We start from the raw sequence: 19,287 nt of genomic DNA, 5'->3' as shown, positions 1-19,287 counted from the left end.
TTCGAATCCATCCCGTGCGCGCAATATGAAAGTCGATTTTCCGCAGCAGTCAGGCGCGAGTTATCACGATTAATTTAACTTTGCGTGAGGATTTGGAGATATTCCGCCGCCCATACTCGGCGCTAATGAGTAACGAGCGGAAGCCGAACATGTCGCAGTCATCTGCTTCACCCAGGGCCAGCCATCCACGCTGGCTAAGGTTTGCCCATTGGCTCAACGCGTTGGCGGTACTGGTGATGGTCACCAGTGGTTGGCGCATTTACAACGCTGCGCCGATCTACGCATTCAGTTTTCCCAAGTCGATCACTCTAGGCGGCTGGCTTGGCGGCGCGTTGCAATGGCATTTCGCGACAATGTGGTTTCTGGCGATCAACGGCCTTATTTACCTGGTCTTCAATCTGTTCAGCGGACGCCTGAAGCGGCGTTTCTTCCCGGTGTCGCCCAAAGGCGTGGTGCATGACTTATGGGCGGCGGTGCGTGGAAAGCTCGGGCACGCCGACCCTGGTCATTACAATCAGGTGCAACGGGCGGCATACCTGTTCGTTATGGTCGACATCACGCTATTGGTACTGTCCGGGCTGGTGTTGTGGAAGTCGGTGCAGTTTCCATTGCTGCGTGAATTGCTGTGGGGTTACGAAGGGGGACGCCGTGTGCATTTCTTCGCCATGGTGCTGTTGGTGAGCTTCGTGATGGTGCACCTAGTGATGGTGGCGCTGACTCCGAAAACGCTGTTGGCTATGATCGGCGTCCGCAAGGAGCAGGTATGAAGAAGCGTAGCCAGATACCTGGACTGGACGAAACTTCGATCCTGATCGACGCTCGCAAAATACTTGCCCCACAGATCGAAGACCGCTCGCGCCGCTCATTCCTGCTGCGAGGTCTGACCCTCGGCGGAGTGGCAATGTTGTCGGGTTGCGACATCACCGACAACCAAAGCGTCGACACCGCGTTGTCGTCCATGTCGCGTTTGAATGACCGGGTGCAAGGCTGGCTGTTCAACCCCAGCGCGATGGCACCGACTTATCCCGAATCGATGATCGCCCGGCCATTTCCCTTCAATGCCTTTTACGGCATCGACGAAGCGCCGACGGTAGAAGAGGAAAGCTTTCGCCTGGAAGTCACAGGACTGGTCGCCGACAAGCGCCACTGGCGCCTTGAAGAGCTGCGGGCCATGGCCCAGAACGAACAGATCACCCGTCACATTTGTGTCGAAGGCTGGAGTGCGATCGGGCGTTGGGGTGGCGTGCGCTTCAGCGACTTTCTCAGGCGGGTCGGAGCCGACACTGATGCCAAATATGTCGGTTTTAAATGCGCCGACGATTATTACACCAGCATCGACATGGCCACCGCACTGCACTCGCAGACTCTGCTGGCGCTGACCTATGACGGCGCGGTGCTGCCGCGCGAATACGGTTTCCCGATGAAGCTGCGCATGCCCACCAAACTCGGCTACAAGAATCCCAAACACATTCAGGCGATTTTCGTCAGCAACACCTACAGCGGTGGCTACTGGGAAGACCAGGGCTACAACTGGTTTGGTGGCAGCTGACGAGTGCCGGGTCACTTCACACGTCCATCACCCACGCTCCAAGGAGTATCACCATGAAAAAGTTGACCACCGTTGTTCTGTCCCTGTGCCTGGCCGTTGGTGCTGCCAGTGTCTTTGCTGCTGACACTATGAGCAACGACAGCATGAGCAAAGACTCGATGTCCAAGGACGGCATGTCCAAGGACGTGATGAAGAAAGACGCGATGAAGAAGAACGATTCGATGTCCAAAGACAACATGTCCAAAGATGCGATGAAGAAGGATGCGACGCCCAAGGATGCAATGAAAAAAAGTGAAATGTCGCAGTAATTCCTGTCATCGCCGTCCATGTGGGCGCGCGCCTGAACTGATCAAATAAGTCCGAAACACCATTGCCAATCGGGCAGCGCGCGCTGCCCAACGGCTACCTCAATCCCGGCTTAAGTGAGCGTGCGCAGCCAGGCAATACTTAGGCGCACCCCAGCGTGGCTTTGGCGTAGAGTCAGGTATTGGGATTGGACGCATGCCCCTCTTGAGTCCTCACTCCAAATAGCCGGTCGGCTATCTGCCGACCTCGCTCCAGCCCTTCCTCCGTCAACCAGATCGACTTGTTCTTGTTCACCGGATTACTGATGAAACCATGCTCATGCAATCGGTTCATGACCTCGAAGTCAAACCCTTTCCAGGCGTTGCCTTCGTCGGAACTGAAGGCCGCCAGCAGGGCAAGCACGGCGTCTTCAATCAATTTGTCGTCGTATTCCATGATCGTTGCTCCGCTCGTATTCGACAGGTAACGTCGAGTTTGTGCTGGGCCGGGGACAGGACAGGGCATTCGGCCAACAGTTTTTGTGTGAGGCTCAGCACTCGTTTTGACCTACCGTTCGTGGGAGGTCTGGCTGCAAAATAGTACCCTCGCTCTTGGTCGTTACAACTCAGGCGAAACCGGTAGCGACCCGTTATCATGCGAGCAATCTTTGCCCGGATATCTGTGATCGGGCTTTCAATTTTTACCACGCAATTCATCTGCGTCGAATGTAGGAAGTAGTCCATGACGGATCAAAAGGGTGCCGAACAGACTGCCAGCAGTCTAGCTGAACAGGCGCTCGGCCAGGCCCGCGCTCGTTTCGCGTCGAGCGAAAGCACTATTAGCCCAGACCCTGAGCCGGTAAAAAAGAAGCCCGGCCGCAAGACCACCGCCCCTGTTACAAGTAACACGCTACAGGACCTGCAAAAAACGCTGTGGGCTACTGCGGACAAATGCGCGCCAACATGGACGCCGCTGAATACAAGCACATCGTCCTCGGCCTGATCTTCCTCAAGTATATTTCTGACAGCTTTGCTGGCCGCCGCGTCGAGCTGGAGCGTCGTTTTACCGATGCCAGCGACGACTACTACCTGGACAGTGACGATGCTGAACTGCTGGTTCGAGAGCTGGAAGAGCGCGACTACTACAAGGAAGTGAACGTATTCTGGGTGCCTGAAGTGGCGCGCTGGGAATCGATCAGGGCCAACGCCAAACAGGTGGATATCGGCAAGCGTATCGACGAGGCCTTGTCCGCGATCGAGGCAGAAAACCCTTCCCTGAAGAACATCCTCGACAAACGCTATGCTCGCGCTCAGTTGCCGGACGGCAAGTTGGGCGAACTGGTCGATCTGATTTCAGTCATTGGTTTTGGTGGTGATGCCAATCAGGCCCGCGACTTGCTCGGTCAAGTCTACGAATACTTCCTGGGTCAATTCGCCAGCGCCGAAGGCAAGAAGGGCGGACAGTTCTATACCCCGGCAAGTATCGTCAAAACGCTGGTCGCGGTGCTCAACCCCCACCATGGCAAGGTCTACGATCCTTGCTGCGGTTCCGGCGGTATGTTTGTCCAGTCGGAGCGATTCATTGAAGCCCATGGCGGAAAGCTCGGCGACGTGTCGATTTATGGCCAGGAGTCCAACCCGACCACTTGGCGTCTGGCGGCGATGAATCTTGCCATTCGCGGTATCGACTTCAACCTTGGGCGTGAGCCTGCTGATACTTTTATCCGTAACCAGCATTCTGACCTTCGCGCCGATTTTGTCCTGGCGAACCCACCTTTCAATATCAGCGACTGGTGGCACGGTAGCTTGGAAGGCGATCCACGCTGGGTATACGGCACGCCTCCGCAAGGTAACGCCAACTACGCGTGGTTGCAGCATATGTTGTTTCACCTCAAGGCGAGTGGCCGTGCCGGTATTGTCTTGGCCAACGGCTCGATGAGCTCCAGTCAGAACACTGAAGGCGATATTCGCCGGGCTATGGTTGAAGCAGATGTAGTTGAGGTGATGGTCGCGTTGCCTGGGCAGTTGTTCTTCAATACCCAGATTCCGGCCTGTCTGTGGTTCTTGACCAAACAGAAAGTCGCTCGGCCTGGGGAAGTGTTGTTTATCGATGCTCGCAAGCTCGGAACTAATATCAGCCGGGTCCAGATTGAGTTGCTTGATAATGACATTGAGCGCATTGCGCAGACTGTCGCCAATTGGCGTGGAGTGCCGCTGGATGTGGGTGGTGAGGTCGCGGAGTACGCAGACATCCCCGGCTTCTGCCGCAGTGTGACCCTCGCCGAAATCGCGGAGCATGGCCATGTGCTCACTCCAGGCCGCTATGTTGGGGCCGAGGCCGTCGAGGATGACGACGAAGCTTTTGCCGAGAAGATGCAAAATCTCACGGCTCTATTGGGCGAGCAGATGGCCAAGGGCGCGGAGCTTGACCAGTTGATCCGGCAGAAGCTGGGAGGGCTGGGCTATGAGTTCTGAGTGGAGCAGGCTTTCGATTAAAAAGGCAGGTATTGTTTTGATCGACTGCGACCATCGGACGCCCCCAGCAGTTGATGAGGGGTATCCGTACATCGCAATACCGCAACTCAAGAATGGTCATATTGCGCTTGATGGCGCTCGCAGGATCTCCCAAGCGGATTACATTGACTGGACAAGGAAGCTCAAACCCCAAGCTAATGATGTCATTGTTGTCCGTCGATGCAATTCCGGTGATAGCGCTCATGTTCCTGCTGGGCTGGACTGTGCGATAGGACAAAACCTTGTGGTACTCAGCACCAGTGGCGATAGAGTTCTTCCCAGCTTCCTGCGCTGGCTACTCAAAGGTCCGGAATGGTGGAATCAGGTATACAAGTTCATCAATGTTGGGGCTGTATTCGACAGTCTGCGCTGTCGGGATATTCCCAACTTTGAGCTAACAATCCCGCCACTAGACCAGCAGGCTGAAATTTCTGGCACCTTGGGTGCAATAGACGATCGCATCACCCTGCTACGAGAAACCAACACGACCCTGGAAGCCATCGCCCAGGCGCTGTTCAAATCCTGGTTCGTCGATTTCGACCCAGTGCTTGCCAAAGTAGAAGGGCTTGGGCCAAAAGGCATCGACGCGGCCACTGCGGCGCTGTTTCCCGATAGTTTTGAAGAGTTAGAGCTGGGATTGGTGCCTAGGGGGTGGCGAATTTTGCCACTTGAAAATGCTTATGAAGTCAATCCGCCGCGCAAGCTCAAGAAAGGCGAAGCAGCACCCTATCTCGACATGGCGAGTGTCGGAACACAAGGCCATGTTGTTAGCGGTGTGATTGATCGCGAGATGGGCTCGGGCAGCAAGTTCATCAATGGTGACACTCTGCTCGCCCGCATTACACCGTGCCTCGAAAATGGTAAATCTGCTTTCGTTGATTTTCTACCGACCGGTCAAACAGGCTGGGGCTCGACTGAATTTGTAGTGATGCGTCCCAAAGTACCGCTGCCGCCTTATCACGGCTATTTGTTAGCTCGTCATAGCCCATTTCGTGAGCATGCAATTCAGAGTATGTCCGGCACCAGTGGGCGGCAGCGTGTGCAGAATGATGTTCTTGGGCAGTATCCCGTGGTCGTTCCTTCGGAAGAAGTTGCGGAAGCGTTTGGAGCTGTCGTTGGTAGCATTCAGCATAAAATTGCGGCCAACCAAGAGCAAACCAAAACCCTCACCCAGCTCCGCGACACCCTATTGCCTCGCCTGATTTCCGGCCAGTTGCGCCTGCCAGAAACGGACGCCTTTATCGAAGATACGTTGTCGGCGGTCATCTGATATGGCTCTTAACCTCCGGCAACGCGTCATCGACCGCCTGCAAAACCTCCCCGACACCCAGCAAACCGCCCGCGAACTTGCTCAATGGATATTCGAGCAGTTCCCTGCAGAATGCGCAGTCAAGAAAGCGGGCAGTGCCAGCTACATCCAGACTGACAATGATCTGGTACAGCAACTGGTAGCGGAGATATCTGGTTCCCGTCCACGCTGGCAGCAGATGCATCCCCAGTTGAAAACAACTGAAGGCCGACCACGTCACTATTACTGGTCGCAGATGGATGCCAGCGATGAGGTGGCGGCGGCCGAAGGGGTAGCCCTCACTCCGGCAGACTTACCAGAGCCTTCGCCGTTGCGTGAGCACGCACTTTACCCATTGCTGGCCGAATACCTGCTGACGGACGATCAGCGCGTGTACGCCATGCGGATCAACGAAAAACGTTCGTCCAACCGAGCTGGCAGCGGCGGCAACGAATGGCTGCACCCCGATTTGGTGGGCCTGGAAGATATGACCGCCGATTGGACGCTAGGTCTGCGTGACTGCGTGCGCGTACTGGGCGAACGTCGTGCCCGGCTATGGTCCTTCGAGGTCAAGCTGCTCCTCAATCGCTCCAATGCCCGCAAGAGCTTTTTTCAGGCAGTGTCCAATTCCTCCTGGGCGCATTTCGGCTATCTGGTGGCGGGTACCGTAGAGGGTGACGGCACGCTCAAAGAGTTACGTATGCTCGCTTCAGCCCATGGCATTGGCGTCATTCAGCTCGACGTACAGAATCCAACGGAAAGCCAGATTCTGATCCCCGCTCGCGAACGCAGCGAAATCGACTGGGATATGTGCAACCGACTGACCGAAGAAAATAGCGACTTCGCCGAGTTCATCGGCCGTATACGTCGCTTTCACCAGACCGGTGAAGTGTCGACCAAGGAGTGGGAGGCCAGTGAGTGACTAAAGAAACGATTTCCGCATTGCCTGAGGGCTACGCCGACTGGCTGATTCAGCTTAAAGTCGATATTGCTCAAGCCCGGCAGCGAGCAGCATTGGCCGTCAATGCCGAGTTGGTGCAGTTGTATCATCGGATCGGAGCGGAAATCAGGCAGCGCCAGCAGGTCAACGCTTGGGGCGCCAAGGTCATCGAGCGCCTGGCGCGAGATCTCAAAGATTCGTTCCCGGACATGAAAGGCTGGTCAGCCAGCAACCTCAAATACATGCGCTTTTTTGCTCAGCATTGTCCGGATCGCCGATTTGGTCAGCAAGCTGCTGACCAATTGCCTTGGTTCCATGTAGTGACGTTCTTGACCAAGCTGGACAGTCCCGCCGAGCGCGAGTGGTATGCCCAGCAAACCGTTTTGCTGGGCTGGTCGCGCAGCACTCTGGAGCAGAACATCAAGAACCGCTTGCGGCTGCGTCAAGGTAGCGCGGTCACCAACTTTGTTGCTCGCTTGCCGGCTGCAGAATCGGCTTTGGCCCATGAAACCCTGAAGGATCCTTACCTTTTCGACTTTCTGGGTTTGGGTGAAGACGCTCATGAACGCGACATTGAAGACGGGTTGATCCGTCATATCACCCGATTCCTGTTGGAGATTCTATGTCCGGGGGCAACCGCCAGGCGCCAGACGTATTGTCTGAACCGACGCCTTCCCGGCTAAAGCCGGTCCCACTGTGGGACCGGCTTTAGCCGGGAAGACGGCATTCCAGTAGACGCAAATGCATCGGCTGTACGTCCAGATCCGTTGGAGCTAGGAGCAGGTTTTGCCTTCGTTGGTCGCCAGTTTCGCCTTGATGTTGGAGGAGACGAGTTCTTCATCGATTTGCTGTTCTATCACACCCGCCTCAAGTGCTATGTGGTGGTTGAGCTCAAGGCAACAGCTTTCAAACCCGAACACGCTGGCCAGTTGAATTTTTATCTGGCAGCCGTGGATGCGCAGATTAAGGCCGAAGATGACAAACCCACCATCGGTCTGCTGTTATGCAAACAGCAAAACCGCTTGGTGGCCGAATACGCTTTGTCGGGAACCGACAAACCCATTGGCGTTGCCGAATACCAATTGCTGCGCGATTTGCCCGAAAGCCTGGGCCGAAATCTGCCGAGCATTGCCGAAATTGAGGCCGAATTGGCCGGCGATCTGCACACAGGAAGTGAGTTGGAATGACCGAAGACCAGTTGGAACAGGAAACCCTTGGCTGGCTGGGCGAGCTGGGCTATACGTCTGTTTACGGTCCTGATATCGCCTATGACGGCGAGAGCCCGGAGCGTGACAATTACCGTCAGGTAGTTCTGGTTGAGCGTTTACGCGGCGCTATGGCCAGGCTCAATCCCAAAGTGCCGTTGGCTGCGCGGGAGGATGCGCTCAAGCAGGTGCTGGAGTTGGGCTTGCCCGTACAGTTGTCAGCCAATCGCCTGTTCCATCGTCTGTTAGTCAGCGGCGTACCGGTGCAGTACCAAAAAGATGGCGAAACGCGGGGCGACTTTGTGCGCTTGATCGACTGGGTCGAGGTAAAAGCCAACGATTGGCTGGCCATTAATCAGCTCAGCATTCAGGGCCCGAAGCATACCCGACGTCCGGACATCATTCTGTTCATCAACGGTCTGCCTTTGGTATTGCTTGAGCTGAAAAACCCGGCAGATGTGAAGGCTGACCTGGGCAAAGCCTTTGATCAAATCCAGACCTACAAGGAGCAGATTCCGGACCTGTTCCAATACAACGAAATTCTGGTGATTTCTGACGGCAGCGAAGCCCGGATGGGCTCATTGTCTGCTGATGTCGAACGTTTTATGAATTGGCGCACCATCGACGGGCAGGATCTCGACCCGCTGGGTCAATTCAACGAACTTGAGACTTTGGTGCGCGGTGCCTTGGCCCCGGAAATGCTGCTCGATTATCTGCGCTACTTCGTGTTGTACGAGGATGACGGTCGGCTGGTAAAGAAAATCGCTGGCTATCACCAATTTCATGCAGTGCGTGCCGCTATTCAGCAGGTGGTCCTTGCGTCGCGTCCCGGTGGCACTCAAAAAGGCGGGGTGGTCTGGCACACTCAGGGGTCGGGCAAAAGCATCACCATGACGTGTTTCGCCGCAAGGGTGATGCAGGAAGCCGCGATGGAGAATCCCACAATTGTAGTGATCACGGATCGCAACGACCTTGATGGTCAGTTATTCGGAGTTTTTTCTCTATCTCAGGATTTACTGCGCGAGGAACCTGTCAAGGTAGAGTCCCGCGGTGACTTGCGCGCCAAGCTGGCGAATCGCCCAAGTGGCGGCATAGTGTTTGCGACTATTCAAAAGTTCATGCCAGGGGTCGATGAAGATCGTTTCCCAGTGTTGTCCTTGCGCCCAAATATCGTAGTTATCGCCGACGAGGCACATCGCACCCAATATGGGTTCAATGCATCGCTAAAAGCCTCTGCAGAACTTGCTGCAGCCGATAGTCAAACCCGGTATGAGGTCGGCTATGCCCAGCATTTACGTGATGCGCTGCCGAACGCTACGTTTGTTGCGTTCACTGGTACGCCTGTGTCGAGTGAGGATCGAGATACTCGCTCAGTGTTTGGCGAATACATTCACGTGTATGACATGCAGCAGGCCACTGAGGACGGTGCAACCGTCGCTATTTACTATGAGTCGCGCCTGGCCAAGTTGTCACTGAAGGATAGCGAGCTCCCAACGATCGACGATCAGGTCGATGAACTGGCGGAAGACGAAGAAGATGACCAGCAATCCCGTTTGAAGAGTCGTTGGGCCGCCCTGGAAAAAGTTGTCGGTGCCGAGCCTCGTATCTGTAGTGTGGCGACTGATCTCATCAGACACTTTGAAGAGCGGAATCAGGGGCTGGTCAGCATGGGCCAAATGCCTGGCAAGGCCATGATGGTAGCTATGAGTCGTGAGATTTGCGTGCATTTATACAACGAAATTGTCGCCCGACGTCCAGACTGGCACGACGAGGATCCGGAAAAGGGTGCAATCAAGATCGTGATGACTGGCAGCGCATCAGATAAGGCCTCACTGCGACCTCATATCTATTCCGGACAGGTCAAAAAACGGCTTGAGAAGCGTTTCAAGGATCCGCTTGACCCGCTCAAACTCGTAATTGTGCGTGACATGTGGTTAACAGGGTTCGATGCGCCTTGCGTCCATACCTTGTATGTGGACAAGCCCATGAAAGGCCATAACTTGATGCAGGCCATCGCTCGGGTGAACCGTGTCTTCAAGGACAAGCAAGGCGGTCTGGTGGTTGACTACATCGGCATTGCCAACGAGCTCAAGGCTGCTCTTAAGGAGTACACCGGGAGCAAAGGCAAAGGTCGGCCGACCGTGGACGCTCATGAAGCCTATTCGGTGTTGGAAGAAAAGCTCGACGTCCTCCGCAGTCTGCTATTTGGCTTTGATTACAGCGACTTTCTCAAAGGGGGGCACAAGTTGCTTGCCGGGGCAGCGAATCATGTTTTGGGACTGGAGGATGGCAAAAAGCGCTTTGCTGACTCCGCGCTCGCCATGAGCAAGGCCTTCACCTTGTGCTGTACCCTGGATGAAGCCAAGGCAGTTCGCGAGGAAGTGGCATTCTTCCAGGCGATCAAGGTGATTTTGATCAAGCGTGAGGTTAGCCAGCGGAAGAAGACTGACGAAGAGCGCGAATTGGCCATTCGCCAGATCATTGGTAACGCCGTGGTCTCGGGCGATGTAGTGGATATTTTCGAGGCCGTGGGCCTGGAAAAACCGAACATCGGCCTGCTCGACGATTCGTTTCTGGCTGAAGTGCGCAATCTTCCGGAGAGAAATCTGGCGGTGGAGCTGCTGGAGCGTCTGCTGGAAGGCGAAATCAAAAGCCGTTACAGCACCAACCTTGCTCAGGAAAAGAAATTCTCCGAGCTGCTGGCGAATGTAATCAAACGCTATCAAAACCGCTCCATCGAAACCGCCCAGGTGATCGAAGAGCTTATCGAAATGGCCAAGAAATTCGCTGCGGCAAGCAAGCGCGGTGATGAGCTGGGGCTCAATGATGATGAGTTGGCGTTCTACGATGCTTTGGCCAATAACGAGGCATCGGTACGCGAGCTTGGCGACGAGATACTGGCCAGGATTGCTCATGAACTGACTGCAAGTTTACGGGCTAATGTCAGTGTTGACTGGAGCAGCCGTGAAAGCGTGCGAGCCAGACTGCGTATTCTGGTGCGGCGGATTTTACGCAAGTACAAATACCCACCCGATCAAGCTGAAGATGCCGCTCAGCTGATTCTCAACCAGGCAGAAAAGTTGTGTGAGGCTTGGTTGTAGATCGTTCGGAAATGGTCGCTCCCTTTGAGCGGGCGCATACCAGTGAAATATCGGCAGGGGCTTTCCTACAGTCATTAAAAAGCCGGCTTGTGGCCGGCTTCTCAAGGACGAGCTTGGTTTGTTTTTGGCAAACCGCACTCGCCTTTAACAGGTGCGCTCAGCGGGTGGGCGCTAATAGGGAGTGGCTTCGCGGTTTCGCGTTGCCGGGCCTTCAGGCAGGATGTGCCTTTGGGCTTGAAGATGGGCGCAGAGGATACTGATGTTCATCCCGGTTGCCCAGCATTGAAACGTGTTGTCACCCACTTCAATCCCCGCCGTTCAGCGGAATGGTGGCGCATGGCGGCGTACGTTCAGGGTTGACCACCAGAATATCCAGCCCAGGACGCGTATCTTTTGTTGCTCGATTTGTTCGGCGGTGAAGAGTTCGTCGGGGTATTCGCTGTGGTTGTGGCTGCGCAGGCGCAGGCCGCCGCCGGGTAGGCGGTAGAGGTATTTCACGCGGAGCATGCCGCTGTGTTCGATGGCGTACATTTCGCCGTCAATGACGCGGGTCTGGGCGCGGTCGACGCCGATCAGGGAGCCGTCCTGGATTTTCTCGGCCATGCTGTTACCGATCATCGCGATGCAGATGGCGTTGTCGGGGTGGATGTTCATGCTTTGCAGCACGTGCAGTGGCAAACGGATCGTCTTCCCGGGGGCTTGGGCGATGACCGATTCTTGCTCTTTTAATACCGGCAGCTCTATGTCTCCACGCGGCAGGCTCCGTCCTGGGTGAAGCGTAAGCGGTGTGTCGCCGCCGTTATGTTCATTGGCGGGCTCAGTCGGGTGTTTGGGGCCGTCGCCCGTGCGTAGCCAGCGAGCGTTGACGGTCAGTAATTCAGCCACCTCTTCCAGGCGCGCCATGGGGATGCCGCGTTTGAACCAGTTGTTCACATGTTGAGGCGTGACCTTCCGGTTGGCGGCGAAGTCCGTGGCAGAGAGATGGCACTCCCGCAGGAGGGCGCGTAGTCGATCACCTGATGTATTCATGGCGATGGATTTTACGTATGTCGCGAACTTGTTTAAATAAACGAGGTGTTCAAATACGTAATGTTTCCAGTCAGGGCTGTATTGGGCTGACTACAGAATCAATAGTGCGATGTAGGGATATTCTGTAATTATCATTCTGTAGTTAAACAATGCTCTGGATATTTAGCGCGGCGCTAAAGGATTCGGCGTTATGTTTATTGTTTAGTCGAAACGTCGAACGGCCTGCCTATATGTTTATCTGAAAAATGATTGTTTCCACAGCGAGTCCAATGTCAGGCATCGGAAAGCCTGCTGCGTCATGGAGCAGTTGGGCTTCAGGTGTGAAGAAAGGGTGTTGGGCGGCAGGAGAGGAGGGCATTGCGAGGTTTTAAACGTTGCTTACGGAATGCCTGTCGCCAGACATCCCGCAAACGCTGAAACGGGTTATCAGCCTTTGTAGGCGGCTACCGATTTCATGATCTCGGTGCGGGCGGCTTCTGCGTCGCCCCAACCTTCGATTTTTACCCATTTGCCTTTTTCGAGGTCTTTGTAGTTTTCGAAGAAGTGTTTGATTTGCTCAAGCAGCAGGGCTGGCAGATCGGTGTATTCCTTCACGTCGACATACAACTGGGACAGTTTGTCGTGTGGCACTGCGATAACTTTGGCATCGCCGCCGCCATCATCGGTCATGTGCAGGATGCCCACTGGACGTGCGCGGATTACCGAACCTGGGGAAACCGGGTAAGGCGTCACGACCAGCACGTCAAGGGGATCGCCATCGTCAGCCAGAGTGTTGGGGATGAAACCGTAGTTGGCCGGGTAGAACATCGGCGTGGCCATGAAGCGGTCAACGAACAGGCAATCGGTTTCTTTGTCGATTTCGTATTTGATCGGCGCGTGGTTGGCCGGAATTTCGATCGCGACGTAGATGTCGTTCGGCAGGTCTTTACCAGCCGGAATCTTGCTGTAGCTCATTGGGCAGTGCCCCCTTTGATTGACCAGACGGCTTTGGCTGATTACGCCAAAAAGTGGGCCGGATTATAGGCATATTCTGTTGGTGTTGCCATGCGTGGCCTTGCGCCTTTAGGCGTGTAGCCCTTTAGTGTTGAGTCTTGTACGAAGGTTCATCACGCTGCAATGAAATCAAGCGGGCAAGCGGGTCCTGGCGGTAGAACGCCTTGAGTTGCTCGTACACTGCCGGGTATGCCTCGGCCAGCAAATCCGGGGCGCTGAAGAAGTATTCGCTGGTCACGGCGAAGAATTCGGCGGGGTTTTCCGCTGCGTAAGGGTCGATGGCGGTTTCGAGGTGCGGGTGGCGATCCAGTTGCCGATTGAGATCGTCGTAGGCGCTTTGCATGATGCTCGCCCAGTCGCTGACTCGCATGTCGCTGTGCAAGGGCGGCAGACCGTTGGCGTCGCCATTGAGCATGTCGAGTTTGTGCGCCAGCTCATGGATGACCAGATTGTAGGCATCCCAGTCGCCGCTGGATAACACGCCGGGCAACGCCAGGATCACCGGGCCTTGCAGCCAGGCTTCGCCGCTGTGTTCGCCGTCCCATTCGTGCTCGACGCCGCTTGCGTCGCGATGACGTTGCGGGCTGACGAAGTCGTCGGGGTAAATCACCAGTTCATGGAAACCCTGATACCAGTTCAGATCGCCCAGATTGAGCAGCGGCAGTTGGGCTTGCGCGGCAATAAAAAGGCGTTGTTCTTCATTCAGTTCGACGCCGGGCAAAGTGGTGATGTGCTTGTCCTGTAAAAACAGCACGCTGTTCTCACGCAGCAGGGTTTCCTGTTCAGCGGTCAGACCGTCAAGAATCGGCAAGTGCTGTCGCACCCGCTGCCAAAGCTCGGGTGCGACCGGATTTTTTGCCAGCGTGCGGCGACGACGCCATTGGCTGAACGACCACATTGGTTAGCGGGCGTCGGCTGAGCGGGCCATGCGGCTGCGGACCAAACTGATAATCATTGGCAGCAATGAAATCACGATGATCGCCAGCACCAGCACCGACAGGTTTTTCTTGATGAATGGCACGTTGCCGAAGAAATAACCGAGGGTCACTAGGCCGCCAACCCACAATACCGAGCCCAGCACGCTGAAGCCCAGGAAGCGCGGGTAATGCATTTTGCCAACGCCGGCAACGAACGGCGCGAAGGTGCGAATGATCGGCAGGAAACGCGCCAGCGTCACGGTCTTGCCGCCATGGCGCTCGTAGAACTCGTGGGTGCGCTCCAGATAATCCCGGCGGAAGATCTTCGACTTCGGATTGCTGAACAGCCGTTCCCCGGCGGTGCGGCCGATGATGTAGTTGGTGCTGTCGCCGAGTATTGCGGCGAACATCAGCAGCCCCGCCAGCAGAACCGGGTCCATGCCACCACCGGCAGCCACGGCGCCGGCGATGAACAGCAGCGAATCACCGGGCAGGAACGGCATCACCACCAGGCCGGTTTCGCAGAAAATCACCAGGAACAGGATCGCGTAAACCCAGGTGCCGTAGTTGGTGACCAGAAGGTCCAGATAGACATCCAGGTGAAGAATGAGGTCGAGCGGGTTGAAATCCATGTAGGGCGCCTGTGTAGCTGACCCACGGCCGGGTCGCGTGCGGAAGAAACTGCTGAGAGTGATCAGGGCGCGATTATAGAGGGAGAAACGCTTTACGGGAGCAGCAGGGGTATTCCGGTTGGGACGCGGGGCGTATTTGTGTGACTGGATTTGTCCATGATGCTACCGAATTGAAATGCATTCGTTGGAGCGACGCTTGCCCGCGAATCAGGCGCCTCGGTGGTAAAGATCCACCGCGTCATCGTTCTTCGCGGGCAAGCCTCGCCAACGGGCCCCCGGTTCAATCCCCGTTAATCGGCAATACGTAGTTCTTGAATTCCTTGTCTTCGCGAAAGCCGATGGATTCGTAGACTTTCTGCGCGACTTCATTGTTGCTGCTGGTGGAAACCCGCATGCGCACGGCCTGGGATTCCTTGGCCATTTTTTTCGCGCTTCTCATTAGATGGTCGGCGACCAATTGGCGACGAGCGTCCTCGGCGACGTAGATGTCGTTGAGGATCCAGACGCGCTTGAGGGACAGCGACGAGTAACTCGGGTAAAGCTGGCAGAAGCCCAGCAGCTTTGTGTCATCGTCGTCCGGCATCGCAAGATAGATCACTGACTCGTCACGGCGCAGGCGCTTTTCCAGGAAGCTGCGTGAAGATTCCGGGAAAGGATGTTCGCCGTAAAACTCACGGTATTTGACGAACAACGGGCAGAGCAGGTCCAGATGTTCCAGCGTGGCTTTGATGATCCGCATGGTGGCCTCAACTTCACTAAGGGCTAATACCGGGACAATGATGAACGGTTCGATCAGGTTGTTGCGCCGATGCTGCCTAACCCCTTTAGAAAGCGCAATCTAATGATTTCAAGTAAAGCAGATGATGCTCCAGAAACACCAATGGCCTCCGAAGAGGCCATTGGCGGTCAGGCAGCCGGGTTTAGAAGAAGCCCAGCGGGTTGATGTCGTAGCTCACCAGCAGGTTTTTGGTTTGCTGGTAGTGCTCAAGCGCAATTTTGTGGGTTTCGCGGCCGACGCCGGATTTTTTGTAGCCACCGAACGCGGCGTGCGCCGGGTACAGGTGATAGCAGTTGGTCCACACGCGTCCGGCCTTGATTGCACGGCCCACGCGGTAGGCGCGGTTGATGTCGCGAGTCCACAGACCTGCACCCAAGCCGAACTCGGTGTCGTTGGCGATGGCCAGCGCTTCGGCTTCGTCCTTGAAGGTCGTGACGCTGACCACCGGGCCGAAGATTTCTTCCTGGAACACACGCATCTTGTTGTTGCCTTTGAGCAAGGTCGGCTGGATGTAGTAACCAGTCGCCATGTCGCCTTCCAGTTTTTCTACCTTGCCGCCAGTCAGCAGCTCGGCGCCTTCGCCCTGAGCGATTTCCAGGTACGAAAGAATCTTGTCGAATTGCTGCTGCGAAGCCTGGGCGCCGACCATGGTCTCGGTATCCAGCGGGTCGCCACGCTTGATCTTCAGCACCTTCTGCATCACGACTTCCATGAACTGCGGATAGATGGACTCCTGAATCAGTGCGCGAGACGGGCAGGTGCAGACTTCGCCCTGGTTGAAGAACGCCAGCACGATGCCTTCGGCGGCTTTGTCGATGAACTCAGGCTCGGCGCTCATGATGTCTTCGAAGAAGATGTTCGGCGACTTGCCGCCCAGTTCCACGGTGGACGGGATGATGTTGGCGGCCGCCAGACTCATGATGTGCGAGCCAACCGGCGTCGAACCGGTGAAGGCGATCTTGGCAATGCGCTTGCTGCTGGCCAGTGCTTCGCCAGCTTCACGACCGTAGCCTTGCACGACGTTGAGCACGCCCGGCGGCAGCAGATCGCCGATCAGTTCCATTAGCACGGTGATGCCCAGCGGCGTTTGCTCGGCGGGTTTGAGCACGACGCAGTTACCCGCAGCCAGCGCCGGAGCGAGTTTCCAGGCAGCCATCAGGATCGGGAAGTTCCACGGGATGATCTGACCGACCACGCCCAGCGGTTCGTGGATGTGATAGGCGACGGTATTGCCGTCGATTTCTGCCGCGCTGCCTTCTTGGGCTCGCAATACGCCAGCGAAGTAACGGAAATGGTCAACGGCCAGCGGAATATCGGCATTCAGGGTTTCGCGGACGGCCTTGCCGTTGTCCCAGGTTTCGGTGATGGCCAGGACTTCGAGGTTTTGCTCGATACGGTCAGCGATTTTCAGCAGTGCCAGGGAGCGAGCCTGCACGGAGGTCGAGCCCCAGGCTTCGGACGCGGCATGAGCGGCATCCAGGGCTTTTTCGATGTCTTCGGCAGTGGAGCGTGGGAATTCAGCAATCGGCTTGCCGGTGACCGGCGAAGTATTGGTGAAATATTGACCCTTGACCGGGGCCACGAACTCGCCGCCGATGTAGTTACCGTAACGCTCCTTGAAGTTGACCAGAGCGCCTTCGGTACCGGGATGTGCGTAACGCATGGTGTTATCTCCTGATTCTTGTTGTTGGGGGAGCTGCGACGAAGCGGGGTGACAACGCGCGGTTGCACTTGTTAAAGCGTAGAGCAAAGGGCGGGCCACTGCGTCCAAAGCACTGATTTAGCGGGGTCCGGAAGGATGAACGGCAGCTATGAGGAGTGCGCTGTGCCACCCGTGGCGCAGGGTCGAGTGACACTTTGTGCCAGTTTCGATACGTCCGGCGACCGCCGACGGCAGCGTGATTGCAAAGGCTGACGGGCTGGAGGATGCTGGGCGGCAACTCCCGTGGAAAATAATAAAGTGGAGAACAATAAAAAGTGCACAGCAATCATCTGACCCGGCATGCACAGCAAGTCTTGACGGTGGCCAAAGGCGAGGCGCAATTGCGCGGCCCTGGCAGCGACCCGTCCATCGTCCGTTCCTGGTTGCGTTGCCTGGACGATTACCATCTCGACCCCGCGCACGCCAATGCGCCAGTGGTCCTCGAACATGATCGCGTGCTGGAAAGCCGCCAGCGTTTGCAGCAAGTCCTGAGTGTTGCGGGTCAGGAAATGAGCAGCCTGCATCAGCAGTTGGCGGACGGCCACGCGGTATTGCTGACCGATGCGCGTGGCGTGATCCTCAACTGCGTCACCGCGCCTGCCGAGCGTACGGTTTTCGAACGCGCCGGGTTGTGGCTGGGCGCTGACTGGAGCGAGGCCTGCGAAGGCACCAACGGCATCGGCACCTGCCTGGTAGAACGTCAGCCGCTGACCATTCATCGCGACGAACATTTTCGTGGCCGTCATACCGGCCTGACTTGCTCGGCCAGTCCTGTGTTCGATCCTCATGGCGATTTGCTCGCTGTTCTCGACGTGTCCTCGGCGCGTGATGATGTGTCGCGGCAAAGCCAGTTTCACACCATGGCGCTGGTCAACCTTTCAGCAAAACTCATCGAAAGCAGCTACTTCCGACATCATTTTGAAGACCGATGGTTGCTGCGTTTTCACGTGCAATCCGAATCGGTCGGGCTGTTCAGCGAAGGGTTGCTGGCGTTCGATGGTGAAGGCCGTATCAGCGCGCTGAATCAGAGTGCCTTGAACCTGCTGGGCCTTGGGCGCAGTCAGCTGCTGGGTCAGCCGGTGGAGATGTTTTTTGACTGTTCACTCAGTGAACTGCTGGGGCGCGCCAGTCCTGAGGCGCACACCAGTTGGCCGCTGCGCACCCGCGACGGTCGCGGATTTTTCGCCGCCTTACGTGGGCAATTGCCCGGCAGCGCCAAAGGTCCGGCGGCGCTGGTGGTCAAATCCGCGGCCCAAAGCATCCCGCCGAGCAGCATTTGTCTGGGTGATGAGGCATTACAAAACGATTTTCGCCGCGCGCTGCGGGTCTTCGAGCGCGACGTTCCTTTATTGATCAACGGCGAAACCGGCTCCGGCAAAGAAGCTTTTGCCAAGGCTGTGCATCAGGCCCGTCTGCGGTCAAGCAAAGCGTTCGTCGCGCTGAACTGCGCAGCGATCCCGGAAAGCCTCATCGAAAGCGAGCTATTCGGCTATCGCGGCGGCAGTTTTACCGGCGCGCGCAAGGAAGGCATGCGCGGCAAACTGCAGCAGGCTGACGGCGGCACATTGTTTCTGGATGAAATCGGCGACATGCCGCTGGCTCTGCAAACCCGTTTGCTGCGGGTGCTGGAAGATCGCCTGGTGGTGCCGATTGGCGGCGAACCTCAAGCTGTGGATGTACGAATTATCAGCGCGACCCACCGGAACCTGCTGGAACGTGTGTCCGATGGCAGCTTCCGCGAGGATTTGTATTACCGGCTCAACGGTCTGGAAGTGGCGTTGCCGGCCTTGCGTGACCGCAGCGACAAGTCGCAGTTGCTGGACTTTCTGCTGGCGCAGGAATCCGCCGGACAGCGACTGACGATGGACGGCGCGGCGCGCCAGGCGTTATTGGCTTTCGCCTGGCCGGGTAACGTCAGGCAACTGCGCACGGTGTTGCGCACTTTGGCTGCGTTATGTGAAGAGAACCGGATTTGTTTTGACGATCTTCCGACCGCCATTCGTCTTGGCGCTGCGCCGGTCGTGGCGATGGCAGTGGTTGATCATCCGCTGGAAGATGCCGAGCGCAGCGCGTTGATCTCGACGCTTGAGTCCCATCGCTGGCACATGACGCATTGCGCCCATCAGTTGGGGATCAGCCGCAACACGTTGTATCGAAAATTGCGCAAGCATGGGATTGCGAGATAACCCAAACGAGAGGGTAAGGCTTTTTGTGGGAGCGAGCTTGCTCGCGAAGGTTGACCTTGCCCCCGAGAAACGTATCCCTTAACCCGGCGTCGGGGTTGAGTATCTAAGGTTGTTGCATTTGCCAGTTCTTCTCGTATTGCATCGGGCTTACGTAAAGCAGAGTCGAGTG

General features: G+C 56.4%; 14 protein-coding genes and 3 pseudogenes. 10 read left to right on the top strand and 7 right to left on the bottom strand.

Going from position 1 to position 19,287, the window contains the following annotated elements:
- Positions 1-149: 149 nt before the first annotated feature.
- From ACP7E4_RS23800 to ACP7E4_RS23790, 3 genes are read left to right on the top strand one after another with little or no spacing between them, the layout of a single operon-like run.
- Positions 150-767 (top strand): cytochrome b/b6 domain-containing protein, encoded by a 618-nt coding sequence (locus ACP7E4_RS23800; RefSeq protein WP_426117972.1) that lies wholly within the window; start codon positions 150-152, stop codon positions 765-767.
- Complete coding sequence (locus ACP7E4_RS23795; protein WP_426117971.1) at positions 764-1,549, top strand: molybdopterin-dependent oxidoreductase; 786 nt, start codon at positions 764-766, stop codon at positions 1,547-1,549. Before ACP7E4_RS23800 ends, ACP7E4_RS23795 begins: the two co-directional genes overlap by 4 nt.
- Positions 1,550-1,602: 53 nt before the next feature.
- Complete coding sequence (locus ACP7E4_RS23790; protein ID WP_426117970.1) at positions 1,603-1,857, top strand: pentapeptide MXKDX repeat protein; 255 nt, start codon at positions 1,603-1,605, stop codon at positions 1,855-1,857.
- A gap of 172 nt (positions 1,858-2,029) precedes the next feature.
- On the opposite strand, the gene ACP7E4_RS23785 is transcribed toward ACP7E4_RS23790, so the two are convergent.
- Positions 2,030-2,290: a DUF6429 family protein gene (locus tag ACP7E4_RS23785; RefSeq protein WP_426117969.1), complete on the bottom strand. Its 261-nt coding sequence runs from the start codon at positions 2,288-2,290 to the stop codon at positions 2,030-2,032.
- A 285-nt stretch (positions 2,291-2,575) separates the two neighbouring features.
- Between ACP7E4_RS23785 and ACP7E4_RS23780 the strand changes: the two are divergent.
- The 6 genes and pseudogenes from ACP7E4_RS23780 (at position 2,576) to ACP7E4_RS23755 (ending at position 10,881) form a co-directional block, all read left to right on the top strand.
- Positions 2,576-4,308 (top strand): annotated as a pseudogene (locus ACP7E4_RS23780) (type I restriction-modification system subunit M).
- Positions 4,298-5,617, top strand: a complete 1,320-nt coding sequence (locus ACP7E4_RS23775) for a restriction endonuclease subunit S (protein WP_426117968.1) — start codon at positions 4,298-4,300, stop codon at positions 5,615-5,617. Before ACP7E4_RS23780 ends, ACP7E4_RS23775 begins: the two are co-directional and overlap by 11 nt.
- Before the next feature lies 1 nt (position 5,618).
- Positions 5,619-6,557 carry a COG2958 family protein gene (locus ACP7E4_RS23770; RefSeq protein WP_426117967.1) on the top strand — a complete coding sequence of 313 codons (939 nt, stop codon included), beginning with the start codon at positions 5,619-5,621 and terminating at the stop codon, positions 6,555-6,557.
- A pseudogene (locus tag ACP7E4_RS23765) lies at positions 6,554-7,186 on the top strand (DUF1016 N-terminal domain-containing protein); the annotation flags it as partial. The gene ACP7E4_RS23770 and the pseudogene ACP7E4_RS23765, both read left to right, overlap by 4 nt.
- A 156-nt stretch (positions 7,187-7,342) precedes the next feature.
- Positions 7,343-7,762: pseudogene (locus tag ACP7E4_RS23760) on the top strand (PDDEXK nuclease domain-containing protein); the annotation flags it as partial.
- Positions 7,759-10,881 (top strand): type I restriction endonuclease subunit R, encoded by a 3,123-nt coding sequence (locus tag ACP7E4_RS23755; RefSeq protein ID WP_426117966.1) that lies wholly within the window; start codon positions 7,759-7,761, stop codon positions 10,879-10,881. The pseudogene ACP7E4_RS23760 and the gene ACP7E4_RS23755, both read left to right, overlap by 4 nt.
- A 318-nt stretch (positions 10,882-11,199) precedes the next feature.
- Here ACP7E4_RS23755 and ACP7E4_RS23750 read toward each other — a convergent pair whose 3' ends face one another.
- From ACP7E4_RS23750 to exaC, 6 genes are all read right to left on the bottom strand, one after another.
- Positions 11,200-11,910 (bottom strand): LexA family transcriptional regulator, encoded by a 711-nt coding sequence (locus tag ACP7E4_RS23750; protein ID WP_426117965.1) that lies wholly within the window; start codon positions 11,908-11,910, stop codon positions 11,200-11,202.
- Between the two features lie 426 nt (positions 11,911-12,336).
- Complete coding sequence (gene ppa / locus ACP7E4_RS23745; RefSeq protein ID WP_020289622.1) at positions 12,337-12,864, bottom strand: inorganic diphosphatase; 528 nt, start codon at positions 12,862-12,864, stop codon at positions 12,337-12,339.
- A 124-nt stretch (positions 12,865-12,988) separates the two neighbouring features.
- Positions 12,989-13,801, bottom strand: coding sequence for a zinc-dependent peptidase (locus ACP7E4_RS23740; protein ID WP_426117964.1), 813 nt, complete (start codon positions 13,799-13,801; stop codon positions 12,989-12,991).
- 3 nt (positions 13,802-13,804) lie between these two features.
- Complete coding sequence (locus ACP7E4_RS23735; RefSeq protein WP_426117963.1) at positions 13,805-14,452, bottom strand: DedA family protein; 648 nt, start codon at positions 14,450-14,452, stop codon at positions 13,805-13,807.
- A 280-nt stretch (positions 14,453-14,732) separates the two neighbouring features.
- Positions 14,733-15,191, bottom strand: coding sequence for a GNAT family N-acetyltransferase (locus ACP7E4_RS23730; RefSeq protein WP_426117962.1), 459 nt, complete (start codon positions 15,189-15,191; stop codon positions 14,733-14,735).
- Between the two features lie 181 nt (positions 15,192-15,372).
- Positions 15,373-16,893 carry an acetaldehyde dehydrogenase ExaC gene (gene exaC, locus ACP7E4_RS23725; RefSeq protein ID WP_331150581.1) on the bottom strand — a complete coding sequence of 507 codons (1,521 nt, stop codon included), beginning with the start codon at positions 16,891-16,893 and terminating at the stop codon, positions 15,373-15,375.
- A 314-nt stretch (positions 16,894-17,207) separates the two neighbouring features.
- On the opposite strand from exaC, the gene ACP7E4_RS23720 reads away from it, so the two are divergent.
- Complete coding sequence (locus ACP7E4_RS23720) at positions 17,208-19,118, top strand: sigma-54-dependent Fis family transcriptional regulator (RefSeq protein WP_426117961.1); 1,911 nt, start codon at positions 17,208-17,210, stop codon at positions 19,116-19,118.
- Positions 19,119-19,287: the final 169 nt, after the last annotated feature.

Origin of the sequence: Pseudomonas sp. DSP3-2-3 (genome assembly GCF_049898225.1) — a bacterium.
Lineage (GTDB): Bacteria > Pseudomonadota > Gammaproteobacteria > Pseudomonadales > Pseudomonadaceae > Aquipseudomonas.
The sequence above is the reverse complement of the archived record's forward strand: the minus strand, read 5'-3'. Positions and strand labels throughout refer to the sequence as shown.

Coding starts and splice junctions, on each gene's coding strand:
- ACP7E4_RS23800 (WP_426117972.1), top strand. CDS start 150: ATGTCGCAGTCATCTGCTTCACCCAGGGCCAGCCATCCACGCTGGCTA.
- ACP7E4_RS23795 (WP_426117971.1), top strand. CDS start 764: ATGAAGAAGCGTAGCCAGATACCTGGACTGGACGAAACTTCGATCCTG.
- ACP7E4_RS23790 (WP_426117970.1), top strand. CDS start 1,603: ATGAAAAAGTTGACCACCGTTGTTCTGTCCCTGTGCCTGGCCGTTGGT.
- ACP7E4_RS23785 (WP_426117969.1), bottom strand. CDS start 2,290: ATGGAATACGACGACAAATTGATTGAAGACGCCGTGCTTGCCCTGCTG.
- ACP7E4_RS23775 (WP_426117968.1), top strand. CDS start 4,298: ATGAGTTCTGAGTGGAGCAGGCTTTCGATTAAAAAGGCAGGTATTGTT.
- ACP7E4_RS23770 (WP_426117967.1), top strand. CDS start 5,619: ATGGCTCTTAACCTCCGGCAACGCGTCATCGACCGCCTGCAAAACCTC.
- ACP7E4_RS23755 (WP_426117966.1), top strand. CDS start 7,759: ATGACCGAAGACCAGTTGGAACAGGAAACCCTTGGCTGGCTGGGCGAG.
- ACP7E4_RS23750 (WP_426117965.1), bottom strand. CDS start 11,910: ATGAATACATCAGGTGATCGACTACGCGCCCTCCTGCGGGAGTGCCAT.
- ppa (WP_020289622.1), bottom strand. CDS start 12,864: ATGAGCTACAGCAAGATTCCGGCTGGTAAAGACCTGCCGAACGACATC.
- ACP7E4_RS23740 (WP_426117964.1), bottom strand. CDS start 13,801: ATGTGGTCGTTCAGCCAATGGCGTCGTCGCCGCACGCTGGCAAAAAAT.
- ACP7E4_RS23735 (WP_426117963.1), bottom strand. CDS start 14,452: ATGGATTTCAACCCGCTCGACCTCATTCTTCACCTGGATGTCTATCTG.
- ACP7E4_RS23730 (WP_426117962.1), bottom strand. CDS start 15,191: ATGCGGATCATCAAAGCCACGCTGGAACATCTGGACCTGCTCTGCCCG.
- exaC (WP_331150581.1), bottom strand. CDS start 16,893: ATGCGTTACGCACATCCCGGTACCGAAGGCGCTCTGGTCAACTTCAAG.